Here is a 19877-nt window from a genome sequence, read left to right as displayed (position 1 = left end):
GTCAAAAAAGACGTTAAGAGTTCCCATCAACATAAAAAGGCTTATGAAACAAATCTAATGAGTCATCAAGAAGATAAATACGCAGAAATTCACCAATACAAACTTGATATTGTCCAAGTGACATTTAATTAAAACGACAGGATTAGCAGATCGCTCTCTCCCTTCTTCAGAGTGCTATTTTCCATACCTTTATCGCTTTGAAAAGCCCATAACCGAGTTGATTATTGTTGGCCACTTGATAAATACCCACATGCAACATTTTGTTGGCCAGATCAGGGCGAACAAAAGGGCTATTGGGCAGATCTATCCAATGCATCCCGTCTTTCGAGCAACGTAAATAAAATAAAGCGCCTACTTTTTGGATCTGCAGATAGGGTTGGTAATCTAGACCTGCGCCGGTATTTGCCTCCTTATAGACAGAGGAACTGATGCTTCGCACGAGGTTGCCCAAGTTCCATCCCGTCAGTACTGCATTGTTTATGTAGGCCGATGGGTTTACTGCATCTTGCACCATGAGCCCCGCTTCGCTAGACGTCCGCGTTCCCGTCGACTTACCGGCCACATCAGCAATTTGCACCTCTATGGTAAAATCGTCTGAAAGTTTTTTGTATAGAAATGGACCCAAGGTTTCCTTTCCTCCCCATTTGGTATCTTTTGACGCTAAGCGCCATACACCATCAGCGGCGAGAACGTCTACCTGCATGCTATCTGCCGCGGCTGGCAACGTCATCCCATTCCAAAAGGGCAGTTCTTGGGTATCCTTTCGATTAAACGAATATGCTTCAGCAGGAATGTTAACTGGCTTTTCTGTAGAAAGGGCAAAAGAAGCTGTGCTACTTACATTACCGAATATATCCTTCGCCATTGCTTCTACATATTTTACCTGCTTATCATAATCAAAAAGCGTATGCGGAGCCGCGCTCCATCCGGATTTCTGCAGTCCATACGTCAACAGGTAACGCAGCCCGTGATTTGCACCTTGTATGCCCGCAAACAGCTGCTTGTCGTTGATGCGATAAGGTGGCTTTGCCGCAACAAGGGGTTTTCTTACGATCCCGGCCTTGATCATTTCCTGCCAAGCATCGTACATATCGGCAATGCCTTGATCAGATTTCACCTCAGAAAAAAGCTGGAGGCTGTGAATAACGGGAATATTCCATACAGCTATATCATCAGCTAACCTACCATTCTTCAGCAAGAAGCTGTTTGAAACAGCTTGACTATCGACATAGCAGATGGTATTTCCCTTTTCCCGCTTGACAACAATCAACTTCCACGTTTTACCATCATGCATATCTAGCACCATTGTATATTGATTTTGAGCTAACAATTTGCCTAATTGCGGAATGACCAATCCTTTGTTGGACAAGCCTATGCGACCGTCGACTACCTGTACTTCCCCCATCGCGTCAACAGCCGTTCCTTCCTCTAGATCGCGGCCATAGAGGGGTAGCGATGAAAGCTTACCCAATGGCAAATCTGCAGTCTCAATAGACAGCGCGGAAGTCGTTTTAGATAGGGCGGTAAAAGCATGTTTTATCTCTTCGCTTGTTAACGCTCTGTTCGCCACGTGCAGCGATGCTAGGTATCCCGAAAAGAAATCGTCGGCCAATCCCGCAACAGTAAACTGCGCATCCCCCCGAACGAACAACATCTTGTTTTGCTCTTTTACTAGTTCACCATTTACATACAGGCGTTCCATATAACCGTCAAAACTGATCACAATATGCTGCCATTGGTTGGCCTTTGGTAGATCATCATACCCCATATCTGCCCATCCGCCATGCCGCACCACGCCCGAGGTCTTATCAGCCCCGTAGCCATACGTAGCTAGGGTAAGATCATGCCCAGGCCTCGACCAGGATATAATGGGTTCAACACGGCTAATTTCCGGATTGTTGACCCACATACTTACCGTGTAGGCGGCATTGCCGTTCATACTTTCGGGCACAGCAAAATCAGACTGTAGTTTATTAGCACCATCAAAATAGAACGCTAATCTACCCTGATAATTTTTCACGGACACTGCCGTGCTGGCTTGCCATTTTCCCGCAAGGGTACCTTTGTTTTCCAGCGTATTCAGGCTATTGCCGGCAATATACTCTGCCGCATCCAACATCAATAGATCGCCATGTGTCATCTGCTGTAACGCGGGCATTTCCTGCACAGACGACCACCGCGTTTGCGTGCCGATATCTTCTCCGTAAACTTTCACATTCCAAACGCCACGCGGTAGGCCCACAACCTGTGTATTCATGATGGTGAGCCGCACATAGCGTGCTTTTGCTTTTCCCAGAGCAATAATGGGGCTCGCCCATTTATCATTTTTACGCTGATCAGAGAACATGCTCCATTGCTTTCCGTCTACCGATACTTCTACGGTATATTGATAGGCGTAGGTCGGGTATTCCATTTCGAGCAAGACCGTTTGAACCGTCTCTTGCTTTTCTAGATCAATCTGCAACCAGGCCTCGCCTGCATTATTGGCGGCTCGCCACAACGTCCCATTATTATCGTCTACAGCAAATTCTGGCTTAAAATCTGCACTGTAAGCCGACGAGGCAGACACCGTTTTACCGAAAGCCAGATCCTTGAAAGGACGTGTATTGTTCCCTAAAAAGCCTATTCCCTCATGCGTTGGGACAACCTTTTTTATGTTCCCCTTTTCATCAAACAACAGTTCATCCGCTGCGACTTGTCGGTGAAAACCACCTCCTTCATGTGGGTTGTTATGACGATGATAAACAATATAGTGCTTTCCGTTTTCTTCGATCACGCCATTGTGACCTGGCCCGTGGATGCTACCATCCTCATTCGTTACCAAAATTGGATTTTCCTCCGGATATTCGTAGGGGCCGAATGGACCGCTTTTACTTTTTACATATTGCACGCGGTAGGTATGATCTTCACAATGCCCTGAAGAGTACAGCAGGTAATAGATGCCCTCGCGCTTGAACATGATGGGCGCCTCAAAGAAATCTTTGGCGACGGTATTGGGGATAAGCGCTATGCGCTCAAATGTTTTCATATCCTGATTGAGCAAACCAACGGCGCAGCCGTGTTCCGGATAAATACCCCAGGTGCCCCAGAACATATAGATCTTTCCATCATCATCTGTAAACGTTTGTCCATCGAGCGTGATGACGCCAGGAATCATATAGTTGGGGACAATAGCCTTATCATCTGCGGCAAGAGAAGTCCAGGGACCGACGGGCGTGTCAGACACCGCTCCAAAAAGCTCGACAGGCTGGCTGTAGTACAGATAATAACGACCGTCATACCCTCGCGTCATATCTGGCGCCCAATACCAATGGGTGTTAGGCCAGTTCATGGGCTGTATAGCCCAATGTACGAAGTCTTTCGAGGTCCATACCTGCGATGGGCCAAACCCGCCGCCATTTCCATCGGTGGTGGCATATAGGTAGTAAGTATCTCCAATTTTTTTGATGGTAGGGTCTGCAAAATAGCCGGGCAAAACGGGGTTCCCAACGCCAGCTGAAGTCGCCATTTTTTGTGCAAACGCGCTGTGCACAAAAAGAACAGATAGTATAAAGCACGAATATAAAAGGATTTTCATAACAGATTACTCAGGTCTTCAAAAATAAACTTTACAGGCGTAAGGTTTATTTCGCATTTTGATAAATGACCGTCATATCTTGACCTCTTGTAGACCCATGCAAAGAAAAATCCCCCGATCAATAGCCTTTTCAAAAAGTCTATCGATCGGGGGATAAAAAAATGATATGAAATTTCTAATTTATGGTCCAAGATGGTGGGCTAACCCCCATCAAGTGCTTCACAAAAAAATCACGACGTTTCTTCTCACCATAGTCGCCTCCGGAGGAGTGCCCCATGCCGGGCACAACGATCAATTCGTGATCTTTATTTGCCTTGATCAATGCATTGGTCAACTGGTAAGTAGAGGCCGGATCAACATTATCATCCAGCTCACCTACGATAAGCATCAATTTGCCCTGTAGCTTTCCGGCATGATCGATATTGGATGAAGCCGCATATTCAGGTCCTATCGGCCAGCCCATCCACTGTTCATTCCACCAGATTTTATCTAGGCGATTATCGTGACATCCGCAAGAAGAGACCGCAACTTTGTAAAAGTCGGGGTGGAATAAAACGGCAGCTGTTGAGCTTTGGCCACCAGCAGATGTACCATAAATACCAACATTCGCTAAGTCCATATGCGGATATTTTTTCGCAGCATCCTTCATCCAGATAATACGATCTGCAAACCCTGCATCTTTGAGGTCTTTCCAGCACACATCATGGAAAGCCTTCGAGCGATTGGAGGTTCCCATACCGTCAATCTGCACAACAATAAAACCTAATTCAGCGAGTTCTTGCATACCACTTGGATTGGGGATAAATGTTTTGGGCACGAAGGAACTGTGCGGTCCGGCATAGATGTATTCGATCACGGGGTATTTCTTATTCGCATCAAAATTTGTCGGACGGATAATGATGCCCCAGATATCGGTTTTCCCATCCCTTGCTTTCGATGTAAATACCTCTGGCGCCTTCCATCCTGCTGCGCGAAGTGCGGTATCATCTCCGGTCTCCAAAGCCAATACAACCTTACCTTGACTATCTCGCAAAACTGCCGTCGGTACTTGATCGATGCGCGAGTAGACGTCGACAAAATAACTGTGGTCTTTATTGAAAGTAGCACTGTGGCTGGCATCTTCATGCGTTAATTCCTGCAAGTTGCTCCCATCAAAGTTGACCTTATAGTACTGGATGAAGTAGGGATCTTGCTTCTTATTTTTTCCGCTGGCCTCAAAAATAATCTGTTTCTTTACGTCATCCACGTTAACGACGCGACGCACAACCCAATCCCCTTTTGTAATCTGGTTGATCACTTCGCCAGTCTCGCCATTATAACGATACAAATGGTTCCAACCATCACGCTCTGATGCCCAGATCATTTCTTTTCCGTCTTGAATATCTTCGCGAAAACGCTTGCCGCTGTAATCGATAAATGTTTTATTCTGCTCATTGATCAAATAGCGGCTGCTTCCTTTTGTAGCGTCAAGCTCCAGTACGGCGTATTGCTGATGTCCACGTTTATTAAACTCGAAAGTAATCGCACGGCTATCGTCGCGCCAATCAATCCGGCTAATAGAAAATTGGTTATCAATCAGTCTATGATCTGCCGGAAGAAGCTGATTGGTCTCCAAGTTGTAAATCACGGGATTATATTGCGATATTGCATCGCCGGGTTTTGGATAATCCCGGGTCTGCAGCTTGGGCTGCAATTGATCCGTTGGTGATGATTCTAGAAGCGTCAGGATACGCAGCTCGGCCTTTTTTACTTTGCTCGTAGCGATCTTTTTTCCGTCGGGCGACCAATGGATGTGTGCCGCGTAATAATCGCCTGGACTTCCATCAAATGTCAGTTGCCTTTCCGATTTTGGATTGTCTTTTTTTGCAATATAGATGTTGCTATTTTTGATATAGGCCAGTAGCGAGCTATCCGGCGAAGCGATAGGCTCGCCCTTGCTATCGTCAAATCGTTGCCCCCAATATCCGCCGCGGCGGTCATTCTTTTCTTTTTCTTTCTTATCGAGTTTGTTGGTCGATCGGTTCCAAGACCATACATAGCCATCGTAGGTAAATTCCAATAGATCGCGATTAATCAATTTGATCTGATCGCTCACCAGGGAAGCTCCAGCTACAGGCTTATTGAGTGCCGCTTTCAGGGCTTCGCTCAACGCGTTAAGTTCAAACAGCGTACTCTTAGCCCCCGATTTCGGATCGACCAGTACAAACTGCTTGCCCGTAGCTGTATTCTTTTCGTACCAGAGTAAGTCGCCTTGTTCATTCCATTTGATTTGCGTCGGCACATGATAGACCTTATTCGTAATTTTCCCACGGAGCTCCTTTGCCCGTTTAAAATCTTCCATAGTTCCTTGTGCAAAGCAATTTGCGCTGCTCAGCAGCCAGAAAGTCAACAAATAAAAATATCGATTAAACATGATGGTTTCGTTTTTTATTAACAACGTAAAAAATAGGTACGCCGGCCAGCGCGATAAGGATACCCGGCACCGTATAATTCGGCTTATAGATCAGCATCAATACGATAAAGGCCGTACCCATCAGCATATACATGATAGGTAGGAAAGGATAGCCAAATGCTTTATAGGGTCTTGGCAAGTGCGGCTGGGTATAACGCAGGCGGATAACGCCGGCAACAGCCAAAACGTAGAACACGACGACCACACATGTTATCATATCCAAGAGATCGCCATATTTGCCGCTCAAGCACCAAAGTGAGGCGACAAGACACTGCAGCCACAGGGCATAGGCCGGTACAGCATTCTTATTTAACCCACCTACTTTTTTAAAGAACAAGCCATCTTTCGCCATTGAGTAATACACGCGTGCCCCGGACAGGATGATGCCATTGTTACACCCAAATGTACTGATCATGATCATTACTGCAATAATCGTGATGCCGAAAGGACCGAAAATTTCCTGCGCAGCACTCATCGCAACGCGGTCTTTCGGTGCATTTACCATTTGATGTAGATCCAGCACGCAAGTATACATTAAATTGGTAAGAATATAGATAATGGTGACGATCGTTGTGCCGAGGGCCAAACTTAAGCCAATATTACGTTGTGGATTTTTGATCTCGCCAGCTACAGATGAGGAAGAATGCCAAGAATCACTGCTAAACAGGGCGCCGACCAATGCCGCAGAGATAGCGCCAAAAGCACCAAAGGTGCTGTAATCTTCAAATGTGCCATCTACATGAAATCTTCTCAGACTCCAGATATCAGCAGCTAGCCAGTTGCTATTCCAGACTTCATATTTGAAGGCTATAAAGCCGAACAGAATCAGCAATAATAAACTGACAATTTTCACAAGTGTGAGTGTCGTCTGCACAAGCTTTCCACTGTTTATGCCGCGTGAATTAATAGATGTTAGTACAACGATGACGGCAATAGATAATACCTGTGCCGAAGAAACTCGATAGTCGCCCAATACGAAGAGATAAACATCTTCATCCAGAAAAGGAAAAAGGTATGCCGTGAACTTGGCAAAAGCAACGCCAACCGCGGCAATCGTTGCCGTCTGGATTACGGCGAAGAACGTCCAACCGAAAACAAAGCTGACCAACGGGTTGTAGGCCTCGCGAAGATACACATACTGCCCGCCAGCCTTTGGAAACATGGCACTCAACTCGCCATAGGTCAAGGCCGCCGTCAAGGTCATAAAGCCGCAGATTACCCAGATCAGCATCATCCAGCCCACCGAACCTGTATTGCGAGCGATATCTGCAGAGACAATAAATATCCCCGATCCGATCATACTCCCCGCCACCAACATCGTGGCGTCAAGCAAGCTCATTGATTTATTAAAAGATGGTTTCGTGCTTTCCATGGAGCTACTTAAAGTTGTAAAATTTCCACGACGTCTCATGATCTGGCGAAAGCTTTTGGTCAGTCATAATTGCACGCAACATCTCCATAGGCAAATAGTTTTCCTTGATCACACGGTCATGAAACTCTTTGTAGGACATTTTGCCCGTGTCCACCAGTTCGTTTTTAATACTCATCAGCTGTAGTCCGCCCACCAAATAGGCCAATTGATAAAGCGGGCTATAGCTCCCTTCAAACGAGCGCTTGACCTCACCGTGCGCATTTGCTGTTTCAAAGCCAACCCTATCAACCAGGTAATTTATACATTGCTGTGGCGTCCATTCACCTAAATGAAACTTAATACTGAAGGTGATACGGGCACAGCGGTGCATACGCCAAAAAAGCATGCCTATACGTTCTTCGGGGGTATGCGCAAAGTCTTTGCTATACAATAATAATTCCCAGTAAAGCGTCCAACCTTCCGTCCAAAATGGCGTATTAAAAGCACGCTCGCGGTAAGGCTTATGCCTTCTGTTCATAAAATATTGCAAATGATGGCCGGGGTTGAGCTCATGCTGTACCGTGCCTCGCGAAAAGAAAGGGTTGTTTCCGCGCATACTCATCAGCTTTTGGTCTTGCGTCATCCCATCAGTGGGATACGAGATACTGATTTCACGCCCTCCCGTAAAAAATGGGTTAACCAATTGGCGTTCCGGAGTCATCATGATCATGCCCCATGTTTCATCGGCCAATGCTGGAATATCCATCAATTCATTTTTGTTGATGAATTCTTGCGCATCATTATACAGCTTTAATATCAGCTCAGGCTGATGACCCGCCGGCACGTAAGACTGCTTCACTTGCTCCTGTGCTGCTTTCCAATCATTGCCAAAACCCATTTCCTTCGAAGCTTTCAACAACTCGGCTTCACACCAGGCAAACTCTTGATCGGCCAATTTTAAGAGTTCATCAGCCGTATAGTTTACCATTTCACTTTTTAGTTGCTTATTCAATTCATCGCGTCCGATAGGCGTTCCGCCAATCATACTGCCGTCATCAAAAACCTTCCAATCACTCTTGGATGCTATTACTTTCTCGTAGGCATCGAGCTTTTCTGCAAGCTGTTTGTAGGGTGCCGGCCCCCACCATGTAAACATCGGATCGTAGCCGTTGTAAAAGTCGTATGAACTCGCCAGGCGTAACTTCAACGAGGCTAAAATAGCTGTAAGAAAGTTGGCATCGGGCGAAGGTAACGAAGGAAGTGATGCCAGCTGTGCAGTTGTTTTCTCTACCTTCCCTGCAGCAGCATAAAGGCTTTTTGAAACAGCTTCTCCATCGATAGCGGTACCCCGACGGCGCAACTTTTCGAACGCATAAATATCCTGTGCAAACGGGAGGTATTTTGCCAACCGCTGATAGGTTTCTTTTTTTTCTGTTAACTCTTCGATATCCTGTTTTACTTTCCGCTTCAATAGCACAAAGTCAACCTGTCCGTTGGTTTCCAAGGAGCTATAGGGAAAAGCTTTCAGTTTATCTAAGTAAGATTGGTCGAGCTGTAACATCCTATCTAATTGTTCGGGAGATGCTGCGGCAGATTGATTACCCCAGCCTTTGGGCATAGGACCATAAAAATAGTTTATTGCCTGTACGTCATGCCCATATTGGACAATAAGAGGCTCTATAGGGGTAGTATGCGCGTATAAATCAGTAGATTGTGCCATTAGTATGTCGTTGGAGAACAGTAACGAAAGACAGAGTATAGACTTTTTGGTTAATGCAGATAAGGATATCATAATTTTTATGGGGGGTGAGTTTAGGGTTAATCGAATCTATCCGGGTTAAAAGTGCTGATATCGGTTGCTGTTTTGCGTTCAGAAAGAATATCAGCGACGGCTTTTCCAAAAGCAGGACCTAAGCTAAGCCCCATCATGCCGCCACCGGCTGCAATAGTAACGTTGGAGAGTTTGGACGTGCGACCGAGATAGGGCAATCCATCCGGAGGGCATGGACGATAGCCAAACCAAATCTTATTTTCCGGATAGGGCACTTCTAATTCTGGAAAATATTTCGGTATAGCCTCTACAATACCTTTCACGCGATTGCTATTAATCTTGTCATCGGCAGAGCCCAGCTCCATGGTACCACTGAAACGAATCTGCCCATTCATGGGCGTCACGGCGACGCGTGCTTCCAGCAAAAGGGCTGCGTGTTTTAATGTTTTATCTTCTTGCGGACTATACATAAACGAATAGCCTTTACCGGGCATCAGCGGTGTTTTTAAGCTTAATTTCGATGTCAACTGTGGCAGGTATGCCCCTGCCGTGACGACGATCTCGTCGGCGCTGAAGCTGCCTTTACTGGTTACCACTTCTTTCACCTTATGCGAAGAGGTCGTGAAGTGCGTGACGGCTGTTTGCTCATGAAATTCCACACCATGCTGCGTCAAATATGCAATTAGTTGGCTCATCAGTTTAGGAGGGTATAGCTTACCATCGCATTTGTAAAAAGCCGCGCCCAATACATCCAGTTTCAACTCGGGCTCTAATGCCTGCACACCGGCGGCATCCAGCACATCAACGTCGAGGTTCAGATCTTGCGCTCGCTTAGCCAACTCGATCTCTTCATGTTGCACTTCCTTACTTTTATACAACATCATAATACCTGATTGTTCCAACTCAAAATCAAATGTTGGTTGCGCAGACCAGATATCGTACAAGGTGCTACTGTATAGATTCAGATCACGAATAGCCTCGGCATGCCGGTCTACGTGTTGCTTGGTGGCATGCTTTAAAAATTTAATCCCCCAATTGACCAAGTTCCAACTGAGATTGGGGCGGACATAAAACGGACTTTTACTATCAAACATCCATTTTATTCCTTGCGCAACAATACCTGGGGCCGCCATAGGCGTAAAATGGCTCGGAACAATCATGCCGGCGTTGCCGTATGAACAATTATCTGCTAACGTATTTTTCTCTAGAATGATGACCTTCCATCCTTCTTGCACTAAATAAAAAGCTGATGATAGACCTGCTATCCCAGCACCAATAACCACTACAGTTCCTTTATTCGTTTCCACTTGATGCTATTATCTTATTATATACATTTACATTACTTGAAATCCTTCTTTGTATGGATCATCATCATCTATAATGATCGTATTATATCCTATGATACGTGCCCAGCCTTCCACGGAAGGGATGATGGCAGGCTTTCCAGCTACGGTCACCGTTTCTTCGATTTTACCGATAAATTGAGAACCTATATAGCTCTCGTGCACAAATTCCTGCCCTGTCTGCAATTTGCCTTTGGCATACCACTGTGCCATGCGTGCAGAGGTTCCTGTGCCGCAGGGGGAACGATCGAGCGCATTCTCACCTACCAATACGGCGTTGCGACCGGTAGAGTTTTGCTTGGTTGGCGTGCCCGTCCATTGAATATGGGTCAATCCGAAGATATTGGGATCTGCTGGGTGAATAAATTCATATTTTTCATCCAACAATTGGCGAATGATCTTACCATAGTGGATAAGCTGGCTCGCCGAAAAATTACGGATGTCTTCGAAGTTTTTTTGCGGATCTATAATGCCGTAAAAATTTCCACCATAGGCTACATCCACACGAATTTCACCCAAGTCAGGGCAGTCTACAAGCAGATCTTCGCTGTGCAAAAACGAAGGTACATTCGTCAATTTTACCGTCTCCACTTTCGGGCCCACCTGCTTATAATCTATTAATACGAGGCCAGCAGGTGTTTCTAGGCGTAATTTTCCGGGAATCTTCGGTATGATAAGCCCCTCTTCAATAGCAATGGTGACGGTTCCAATGGTACCGTGCCCGCACATCGGTAAGCATCCGCTTGTTTCGATGTACAACACAGCACTATCATTCTTTGGATCAACAGGCGGGTAAAGCATGCTTCCGCTCATCATATCGTGCCCCCGCGGCTCGAACATAAGCCCCTTACGGATCCAGTCGTATTCTTCCATAAAATGGAGTCGTCTTTCCATCATGGAATTTCCGTGAAGTAAAGGAGCGCCACCTGCGACGAGGCGCACTGGGCAGCCGCAGGTGTGTGCGTCTATACAAAAAAAAGTTTTTTTCATCTATCTACTTATCATCATCCTTTCAAATCGCAGCAAATAAGGCACAGTAACGCGCAAAACAAGTATTCACTGCTGTACTCCATTTACCTTTATGCTAAGACCCTTTTGTTGTCAATTATCCGTTCTATTTGCAGCGGGTTTTCATCTTGAAGCTCGGCTGGCAAAAATTCATTGGGCCAGTTTTGGAAACTCAAGGGACGTAGAAAACGCTTCACAGCATCTGGACCAACAGAGGTAAAACGGCTATCCGTTGTCGATGGATATGGGCCGCCGTGCTGCATCGCATACACCACCTCGACACCCGTAGGCATACCATTGAAAAGCAGTCGTCCACATTTTTCCTGTGCTATTTTGAACAGTGCTGGGTGCTGTTGTACATCGGCTGCAGTAGCGGCAAAGGTAATTGTCAGTTGTCCGGCCAAGTCTTCCATAACGTCTTTCAACTCGCTAGCATCGGCACATTCGATCAATAATCCTGCTGGGCCAAAAACCTCTTCCGCCAACGCGTGATTTTTCAAAAATGCGGCCCCTTCCGTACAGAATACCGCAGCTACAGCCGATTTACTGTCGCCTTCTATCCCCTCGCCCAAGAGACTGACAGCAGATTGATTGGCAAGCTTATCTTTTCCAGATTGATAGGCGCTCGCGATACCAGGGTGTAACATCGTGGCTTCAGAAACCTGCTGCACTTCTTTTTGTAACAAAGTCTTCAATTGATCCAAAACCGGCCCTTTAACGGCGATAAGCAATCCTGGGTTGGTACAAAACTGCCCTACGCCTAAGGTCAATGAAGCGATGTATTGTGTAGCAAATGTGTCAACATTTTGCTCCAAATATGCAGGCAATACAAAAACAGGGTTTACACTGCCCATTTCCGAAAAAACAGGAATAGGCTCTTCCCGCTTAGCGCCTAAATCAAAAAGGGCTTTTCCGCCACGAAATGATCCGGTAAACGCAACAGCTTTAACAGCAGGATGCAGCACTAGGGCTTCACCTACCGCATTTCCTTCGCCATGTACATAGCCAAATACGGAAGCCGGTGCACCAAACTTAGCGAGTGCACGCGAGATGGCGTCGGCCATCAGTTGCGAGGTTTTCGGATGTCCCGGATGTTCTTTTACAATTACCGGGCATCCAGCGCCAATAGCACTCGCTGTGTCACCGCCCGCCGTTGAAAAAGCGAAAGGGAAATTGCTTGCACCAAAAACGGCGACAGGCCCTATCCCTTTATTATATTTTCGGATATCTGCTTTGGCAGCGCCATCACTTTTATCGATTCGAGCTTCGGCGTAAATACCGGTTTTCACTGCATTTGCATAAGAACGCCACTGGTTGATCGTCCTTCCCTTTTCGCCTTGCAGCCGAGGTAACGGCAACGCTGATTCTGCATAGGCCGTTTGGATAAGTTCGTCATCCAGCGCTTCGATTTCATCGGCAATAGCGTGCATCAATGCCGCACGCTCAGCCAATGAAATGCTTTGCAGATACTGGTATCCAACTAGTGAATCTTGAACGATAGCTTGGATTTGTTCATTGGACATTTCAATACGCATAAAAATTAAAGTTGAGGTCTAGATGCTAATGCATCGTCAATTATTTTAGTTATTCTTTCTTTCTCTTCGCCAATAAGTGCTAAGCGTGGAGCACGTGTATGCTCCGTACACAAATCTACTTTGCTTGCTGCCAGCTTAATATATTGCACCAATTTTGGATGGATATCCAATTCCAAGAGCGGCATAAACCATCTGTAAATATCTAAGGCTTTTTTAATTTGGCCTTGCTTAACCAGATCGTAAATGGCATACGTTTCTTTCGGGAATGCATCCACTAGTCCACCCACAACACCATCTGCGCCTAAGGCCACAGATTCTAGGAAGATGGTATCTACACCACCTAATATTTTAAGGCGATCGCCGAAGCGATTGCGTAATCTCGTGATATTGGTAAGGTCGCGGGTGGATTCTTTTACCGCCTGGATAGTCGGCTCTTGCAACAATTCTTCAAACATATCCAATGTTACGTTGGTCGAATAGTCGACGGGGTTGTTATAAATTAATATTGGGAGCTGCGTGCTCTGTGCTATGGTTTTGAAATAAGCTACGACTTCGCGGTCATCACCTTTATAGCGCATCGGCGGAAGTACCATTAAGCCATCTGCGCCTAATTCTTCCGCTTTCTGTGCAAATGCCACAGCTGCCTTGGTTGTATTTTCTGTAAGATTGAGTAGAACAGGTACGCGCCCGTCTACTACTTGTAGGGTATACGTTAATAGTTCAAATTTTTCTTCCGTTGTCAATGTGCTTGCCTCTCCCAGAGATCCTGCCAATATTAGGCCTTCGATGCCTGCGGCAATCTGTGCTTCGATGTTGACGGCAAGCATGTCAAAATTTAATTCACCATCTTCATGAAATGGTGTTAACATTGCCGGAAAAATTCCGCTCCAATTTAAATTAGCCATAAATAATAATTGTTTTTTTCAAAACTATGGCCTATTTAAGGTTTTTGCTACGCGAGATTGAACCAAATCTCACCACATTTTAACACGTCTCGACCATTACACATTATTTTTATACCTTCTGTAATATTCTTTGGGAGAAAAACCGGTTACAGAACGAAAAACACGATTAAAATTAGTGATACTGTTAAAGCCAGAGTTGTAGGCGACCAGACCAATACTCTCATACCGTTGTGCAGTAATCAACTTGCATGCTTCTTGGATACGCAGCTCACTGAGGTAACTCACGAACGTAAGTCCGGTATGCTTCTTAAAGTATCTGCAGAATGCTTGCGGTGTTAAGTTTGCGTGGTCAGCAGCTTCTTCCAGGGTGATGCTTCTTCTAAAATTATCTTTTATATAGCGGCACACATCATTTATGCGCAAGAAGCCATCGTCTTTATTAAGCACCGTGGTGACCGAAAGCGGCTTTAGCTCATGCGACACCAAGCTGAGCTCTTTTAAAAGAAAAAAGAAGCTCATCAATTGATCCATCATATCCGCTTTTTTCAATAACCCTATTCGACGTTTTATGCGATTGGTATACGCATGCGGAACTTTAAATCCGTTGGTATTTTGCAAAATGAATGCAAGGATATTTCCTAATTCAGGCATATTAAAAAGGCTGGATAAGGAACCTTTAAGATTAAAAAATATGGATACCGATTCCACTTCAGGATGTTCTAGGCTGTCGGCATTTCGCTTAAATACATGTGGCTGATTCGGACCCAACAGAAAAATATCATCTGCACGGAAGGGATGAAAGCTATCGGCAAGAAACAATGTACCCTCACCCTTCACGATCCACATAAATTGGTACTCCTCATGTTTATGAAAATAGGGGTAAAAATCGGACAGCTTATCTTCTTGCACATACACTGATTTATCCTTCGGTGACGGCACATTAAATTGAATCATTTTCATAGTAGAACGTATTAGATTTTAAGAATCTTTTTATTACACTCCTGATTAGTATGATTGAAAGTTACGATATTAACACAATATTAACAAGGGCTTATCTTCATTCTGGTGAAAATAAGGCTATAGTTCGTTAAAATTCGCTAACTATTTTGCTGAGCAATGTACTAACTTAAATTTCTCCTGTTTTTGAATACAATAGCTACTTAATTCAACAAAATACTCCGCTATTTCTATTTAAAAAACACTTTTCTCTACTCATTAAGTTTACAATTTACTCATACTGAATCGTATACTTAATCTGTAAAGTTGTAATTAAGGAAAGAATCCATCTTATTCATTCTTGCCTAATCCCGAAGCAGGAAAACAGCAAGCCACGACTGAAAACCCGCAAATTTAATATTTGGGTTAATTTTCGAAGAATGAAAGCCAATATCCGACAAAAAAAGGCCAACGGAAGCCTTTATTTTTGCTGATGTTCTCTTGGATTATCCCACAACGAATAACCATCATTAAAAACACAAATCATGTCTATGCGCAACGCACTAAAAATCCCCTTTATATTACTGCTCTTACAGGCGCCGATAGCGCAACAGTTGTATGCGCAAAATCCATTTTGGGAAAACGTAAAAAAACAACCTGCGACACTTGGAGTAGAAAATGGCAGCACGAACTTCTCGCTGTCTGCGCTCAACATCAGTCTTCTAAAAACATCGCAAACCGCCGCTTCTTTGAAATTAAAAAATGATCAACACTTTGATTATACACCAGATGAGCTATTAACCAAGCGGGATCGTGATCAATTTTACCATTTAGGCGATATCACCTTAGCGCTGCGTACGGTTGACGGAACATCGTGGACTACTTATTCATCGGCTACGGTTCGCAAACCCGTCACGCCAATGAAAACATCCGGCAAGACATTGGCCGCCGCCGACATCACGGCAAGCCTAGGCGATGTACCGCTGCAGGTTACGCGTTATTGGGAAGAGAGCGGTGGCAACCTTTGCCTACGCTTCGTGCTGAAAAATAAGAGCAAACAATCCTATGAAATCGGCGGCCTTGGGATTCCGATGATTTTTAACAATAATATGGATTGGAAAAGTCTGGATAGCGCTCATGCCGATAACGTATTTTTTGATCCATACATCGGGAAAGATGCGGGCTACTTGCAGGTGAATCGTTTGCACGGCAAAGGGCCTAGCCTACTCGTTTTGCCTCACGAAAATGCAGCTTTTGAAGCCTATACGCCATTAAACAGCGACCCCACACCGAGAAGCATCACTTTTGAAGGGTTCCATGAATGGACGATACATAGTAAAGCCTACGCAGAACATGAGTGGAAAGGTGTTGAACAATGGAATGAGCCCAGTTCTGTGGTATTAAACCCCGGTGAATCAAAAAGCTATGCCTTGCGCTTTGTATTAGCGCCGAGTATCAAGCAGATCGAGGAAGAGCTTGTTCGCCAGGAAAGACCGGTCGCCGTTGGCGCACCCGGTTATCTCGTGCCGTTGGACAACCCTGCGAAACTGTTTCTTAAGTATGGAAAGAAAGTAAAAGATATGGAGGTCTATCCGGCCGGTGCATTGACGTTGGAAAACTTGCCACAAACGGCAGGTAAATGGTCGAGTTACCTGGTTAAAGGAAATACTTGGGGGCGTGCAAGACTGAAAATCACCTATGACGATGGTTTGGTGCAAACCATTCAATACAAGGTCATCAAACCCGAACAAGAGGTTGTAAAAGACTTGGGACACTTCTTGACAACCAGCCAATGGTATGAAAACCCGAATGATCCGTTTGGTCGCTCACCGTCGGTAATCACCTACGATTACGAAACCAAAACACCTGTGACGCAGCATCGCAACGCTTGGTTTGCCGGATTAAGTGATGAAGCCGGCGCCGCAAGCTGGTTGGCAGCAATGATGAAACAGCTGTTGCAGCCTAATGTGGAGGAAATCAACAAACTCAACCGATTTGCTAAGGAGACGCTCTTTGGCAGGATCCAACACAAAGATGGTGAAAACAAATATGCTGTTGTAAAAAGCTTATTCTATTATGAACCCGACTCTTTCCCGAAGGGCACCTACAGTGATTCCATCAATTACAAGACCTGGGCGGCATGGCCTAAGAAAGAAGCGGATAATATTGGGCGATCATACAACTATCCGCATGTGGCAGCAGCGCATTGGGTACTTTACCGTCTAGCACGAAACTACAAGCAGCTCGTAGCGGAGGAAAATTGGCAAACCTATTTAGACCGTGCCTTTCAAACGACGGTTGCGATGGTCGAAAAAGCACCGCATTACGCACAATTTGGGCAGATGGAAGGCAGTATCTTTTTGCTTATCCTCTTTGACTTGAAGAAAGAAGGGCTCACAGAAGCTGCCCAAAAGCTGGAAGATTTGATGAAACAAAGGGCTTTGCACTGGAAAACGCTTAACTATCCTTTTGGAAGTGAGATGCCTTGGGATTCTACAGGCCAAGAAGAGGTCTACGTGTGGTCCAAATATTTCGGTTTTGATGAGAAAGCGCAGGTTACCTTAAACGCTATCCTCGCCTACATGCCTACTGTACCACACTGGGGGTACAACGGTAGTGCGAGGCGCTACTGGGATTTTGTATACGGCGGCAAGCTTGCTCGAATTGAACGGCAAATCCATCATTATGGGTCGGCATTAAATGCGATCCCTGTCCTGGCGGACTACCGGGAGCATCCCGACGATTTCTACCTGCTCCGTATCGGCCATGCCGGAATGATGGGCGCGCTAGCCAATGTCACACAAGATGGCTTTGCTCCGGGCGCATTCCACTCCTACCCTTCGACATTAGCGAATGACGGCATTTCTGGCGACTATGGATCTGGCTTTTACGGTTATGCCGTAAACTCGGGCACCTACATTATCAAGCACCCTGAATTTGGCTGGCTGTCCTTCAGTGGAAAACTGAGCGAGAACCAGGGTAAGATCAACGTTGCTATCACCACCGCGGCTAAAGCACGCGTATTTCTTGCAGAGGAAAAGCTGTGGTTGACGATGGATGCAGGAGAAATCACGGCTTTAACGTATGATCCGAAAAGCAAAGAAATCGAACTTAGTCTACAAACGCTCAACCCTACCTTCACCCCCAATCTGTTGCTTAACATAGCAGAAAACAGGGGTTACCGTCTGAAAGAGTTTGAGAAAGATCAGCAAGGTCGCTATGTTATTCCAAATACAACAACGACTATCAAACTGGTGAAAGACGGAAAATAAGACTTTGGTTACTTTTTGTTTTAACGTTGAAAGCGTGCCTTCTTTACAGCTGTGCACGCTTTCTGCTTTTACAAAAGCTGACCACACCATGTTATTAAGTCTTTATCCATACTTAACGATAGATGACTTATCTATAAAACCCGAACAACAACCCAATCACCGTCATGTTACGAAATGAAAAAGCCGCTACATCGAGTGGATGCAACGGCTTGAATTATCTCAGGTTTAGTTGATGATCTAATAAACTCCGGTACGTTGATCCCACCAGAGTTGCTCTCCCCAGACGAAATCGGCCACGTTTGCTGCCGCACTATTTACGTTTTCCGCATTGTATAAGAATTCATTATTAGGGTAAGGCAAACGGAAGGGCTGATCGTTGTGCGCATCGCCGTAAACCGAATTTAAAGAAGGATAATTGGTAGATGGTATACCCGTTCTACGGTAGAGATTCCACGCTTCAAAATTCTCTTTAAACAGCGCCACCCACATATCCCACCAGATGCGTTCTTTCGTTCCATCCCACATCCCTGCGCCTGCAAGGTAAGTCGTGATCGCCGCCTCAGGAATCTGGTTATCCTGCATAGAAAGACGCACCGCCTGTTCATAAGCTTCCTGTGCCGTCATGCCAACATTATAACCCAATAGAGCGGCTTCTGCAAGCATGTAAAAGGTTTCGCAAGATTTATAAAAAGGCGTAAAACCAACCGCATCTTTCATGTATTTATCACCAATAAAGGATATGTCACGCAAATCGGGCGGTGTTGCGGCTGCACCATTTTGGAAACCACGATATTGGCCATCCGCCGCAACATTAGCAACCTTTGCGATACGTGGATCTGCTGTTTCATTAAGATGATCGATAAATATATCGGCCATACCGAAATTGTCGACGCGACGATCACCGGTGTAGCCCGTGGTATACCAAGGCTCCCAGTACGGAGCGGCTCCGGGATAAGTGAGGTAACAGTTCTCCTCATTTGTTTTCAACAATGGGTAAGCCATCGGATCTGCACAGATCTCTTCAATGGTGCTTTTAGCCAAGTCCGGAGCCACACCGGAGATGCGCATAGCAATCCGCAGACGCAACGCGTTGCAGAACTTCTGCCACTTACCCATATTACCTTCATAAATAAAATCGCCATCGCCCACAGCATCTGTACCCGGATCTTCGGCCATCTCATCTGCAAGCACTTTCAGTCCTTCTAAAATCGACGGATAGATATCTTCCTGCTTATCGTATTTCGGACGAACAATACTACCCAACTCTTTTGCTCCCTGCTGCGCCTCACTGTAAGGGATATCGCCCCAACCATCGAGCAGATAAGACCACATGTAGTATTGCCAGATGCGCGCTACATAACGGACGTTTTTATCAATATCTGCCGTTTCCTCTGTAATAGCAAGCAATTCGTTCAACTGCGTGATATTGTAATAACAAGCTGCCCAACGATTCCCATAAGTATTATTGGTCGGTGTAAGGCCTGCCATGTAATCTAAATATTGTATTTTAACAATGTACCCGGCGAAGGTCCCATAGCCATCAATATCGCCACCAAAAGACTCGCCCGTATTGCGCAACACGTTGGCTAATAAGTTTGTCGGCGGAACTTCCTCAAAAGCGTCCGGATCGGTATTAATTTCTTCGAATGACTTGGTACAACTGCCCGTTGTAGCTGCTAGTACAAAGGCTCCTATAATGAATTTACTAATTTTACTTTTCATAATCT

General features: G+C 45.4%; 11 protein-coding genes. 1 reads left to right on the top strand and 10 read right to left on the bottom strand.

Features of this window, described 5'->3' with window-relative positions; all coding sequences use genetic code 11:
• Positions 1 to 166: 166 nt before the first annotated feature.
• The 9 genes from DI53_RS19650 to DI53_RS12250 all read right to left on the bottom strand — a co-directional run bounded on the left by DI53_RS19650 (position 167) and on the right by DI53_RS12250 (position 14902).
• Complete coding sequence (locus DI53_RS19650; RefSeq protein WP_169741996.1) at positions 167 to 3508, bottom strand: family 43 glycosylhydrolase; 3342 nt, start codon at positions 3506 to 3508, stop codon at positions 167 to 169.
• A 244-nt stretch (positions 3509 to 3752) separates the two neighbouring features.
• Entirely contained in the window at positions 3753 to 5918 is a 2166-nt protein-coding gene (locus DI53_RS12285) for a S9 family peptidase (protein WP_241462419.1), read from the bottom strand.
• 64 nt (positions 5919 to 5982) lie between these two features.
• A complete protein-coding gene (locus DI53_RS12280; protein ID WP_037499816.1) occupies positions 5983 to 7401 on the bottom strand; it encodes an APC family permease in 1419 nt (472 codons plus the stop codon).
• A 4-nt stretch (positions 7402 to 7405) separates the two neighbouring features.
• Complete coding sequence (locus tag DI53_RS12275) at positions 7406 to 9172, bottom strand: DUF885 family protein (protein ID WP_037499813.1); 1767 nt, start codon at positions 9170 to 9172, stop codon at positions 7406 to 7408.
• A 26-nt stretch (positions 9173 to 9198) separates the two neighbouring features.
• The gene (locus DI53_RS12270) at positions 9199 to 10458 is read right to left on the bottom strand and encodes an NAD(P)/FAD-dependent oxidoreductase (RefSeq protein ID WP_037499810.1); all 1260 of its coding nucleotides are present in this window, start codon (positions 10456 to 10458) and stop codon (positions 9199 to 9201) included.
• A 27-nt stretch (positions 10459 to 10485) separates the two neighbouring features.
• Positions 10486 to 11484 (bottom strand): 4-hydroxyproline epimerase, encoded by a 999-nt coding sequence (locus DI53_RS12265; RefSeq protein WP_037499807.1) that lies wholly within the window; start codon positions 11482 to 11484, stop codon positions 10486 to 10488.
• Positions 11485 to 11573: 89 nt separating this feature from the next.
• A complete protein-coding gene (locus tag DI53_RS12260) occupies positions 11574 to 13037 on the bottom strand; it encodes an aldehyde dehydrogenase (NADP(+)) (RefSeq protein ID WP_037499804.1) in 1464 nt (487 codons plus the stop codon).
• A gap of 5 nt (positions 13038 to 13042) precedes the next feature.
• Positions 13043 to 13942, bottom strand: a complete 900-nt coding sequence (locus DI53_RS12255) for a dihydrodipicolinate synthase family protein (protein ID WP_037499800.1) — start codon at positions 13940 to 13942, stop codon at positions 13043 to 13045.
• Between the two features lie 96 nt (positions 13943 to 14038).
• On the bottom strand, positions 14039 to 14902 hold the full coding sequence (locus tag DI53_RS12250; protein WP_037499797.1) for an AraC family transcriptional regulator: 864 nt from the start codon (positions 14900 to 14902) through the stop codon (positions 14039 to 14041).
• A gap of 521 nt (positions 14903 to 15423) precedes the next feature.
• Here DI53_RS12250 and DI53_RS12245 point away from each other — a divergent pair.
• The gene (locus DI53_RS12245) at positions 15424 to 18150 is read left to right on the top strand and encodes a DUF5695 domain-containing protein (RefSeq protein ID WP_081939445.1); all 2727 of its coding nucleotides are present in this window, start codon (positions 15424 to 15426) and stop codon (positions 18148 to 18150) included.
• Positions 18151 to 18387: 237 nt separating this feature from the next.
• On the opposite strand, the gene DI53_RS12240 is transcribed toward DI53_RS12245, so the two are convergent.
• Positions 18388 to 19872 carry a SusD/RagB family nutrient-binding outer membrane lipoprotein gene (locus tag DI53_RS12240; RefSeq protein WP_117624888.1) on the bottom strand — a complete coding sequence of 495 codons (1485 nt, stop codon included), beginning with the start codon at positions 19870 to 19872 and terminating at the stop codon, positions 18388 to 18390.
• Positions 19873 to 19877: the final 5 nt, after the last annotated feature.

Source organism: Sphingobacterium deserti, from assembly GCF_000757725.1.
Lineage (GTDB): Bacteria > Bacteroidota > Bacteroidia > Sphingobacteriales > Sphingobacteriaceae > Sphingobacterium > Sphingobacterium deserti.
Note: the sequence above shows the minus strand (reverse complement) of the source record. Positions and strands in the feature narration are given on the sequence as shown.

Coding starts and splice junctions, on each gene's coding strand:
- DI53_RS19650 (WP_169741996.1), bottom strand. CDS start 3,508: ATGGCGACTTCAGCTGGCGTTGGGAACCCCGTTTTGCCCGGCTATTTT.
- DI53_RS12285 (WP_241462419.1), bottom strand. CDS start 5,918: ATGGAAGATTTTAAACGGGCAAAGGAGCTCCGTGGGAAAATTACGAAT.
- DI53_RS12280 (WP_037499816.1), bottom strand. CDS start 7,401: ATGGAAAGCACGAAACCATCTTTTAATAAATCAATGAGCTTGCTTGAC.
- DI53_RS12275 (WP_037499813.1), bottom strand. CDS start 9,172: ATGATATCCTTATCTGCATTAACCAAAAAGTCTATACTCTGTCTTTCG.
- DI53_RS12265 (WP_037499807.1), bottom strand. CDS start 11,484: ATGAAAAAAACTTTTTTTTGTATAGACGCACACACCTGCGGCTGCCCA.
- DI53_RS12260 (WP_037499804.1), bottom strand. CDS start 13,037: ATGCGTATTGAAATGTCCAATGAACAAATCCAAGCTATCGTTCAAGAT.
- DI53_RS12255 (WP_037499800.1), bottom strand. CDS start 13,942: ATGGCTAATTTAAATTGGAGCGGAATTTTTCCGGCAATGTTAACACCA.
- DI53_RS12250 (WP_037499797.1), bottom strand. CDS start 14,902: ATGAAAATGATTCAATTTAATGTGCCGTCACCGAAGGATAAATCAGTG.
- DI53_RS12245 (WP_081939445.1), top strand. CDS start 15,424: ATGTCTATGCGCAACGCACTAAAAATCCCCTTTATATTACTGCTCTTA.
- DI53_RS12240 (WP_117624888.1), bottom strand. CDS start 19,872: ATGAAAAGTAAAATTAGTAAATTCATTATAGGAGCCTTTGTACTAGCA.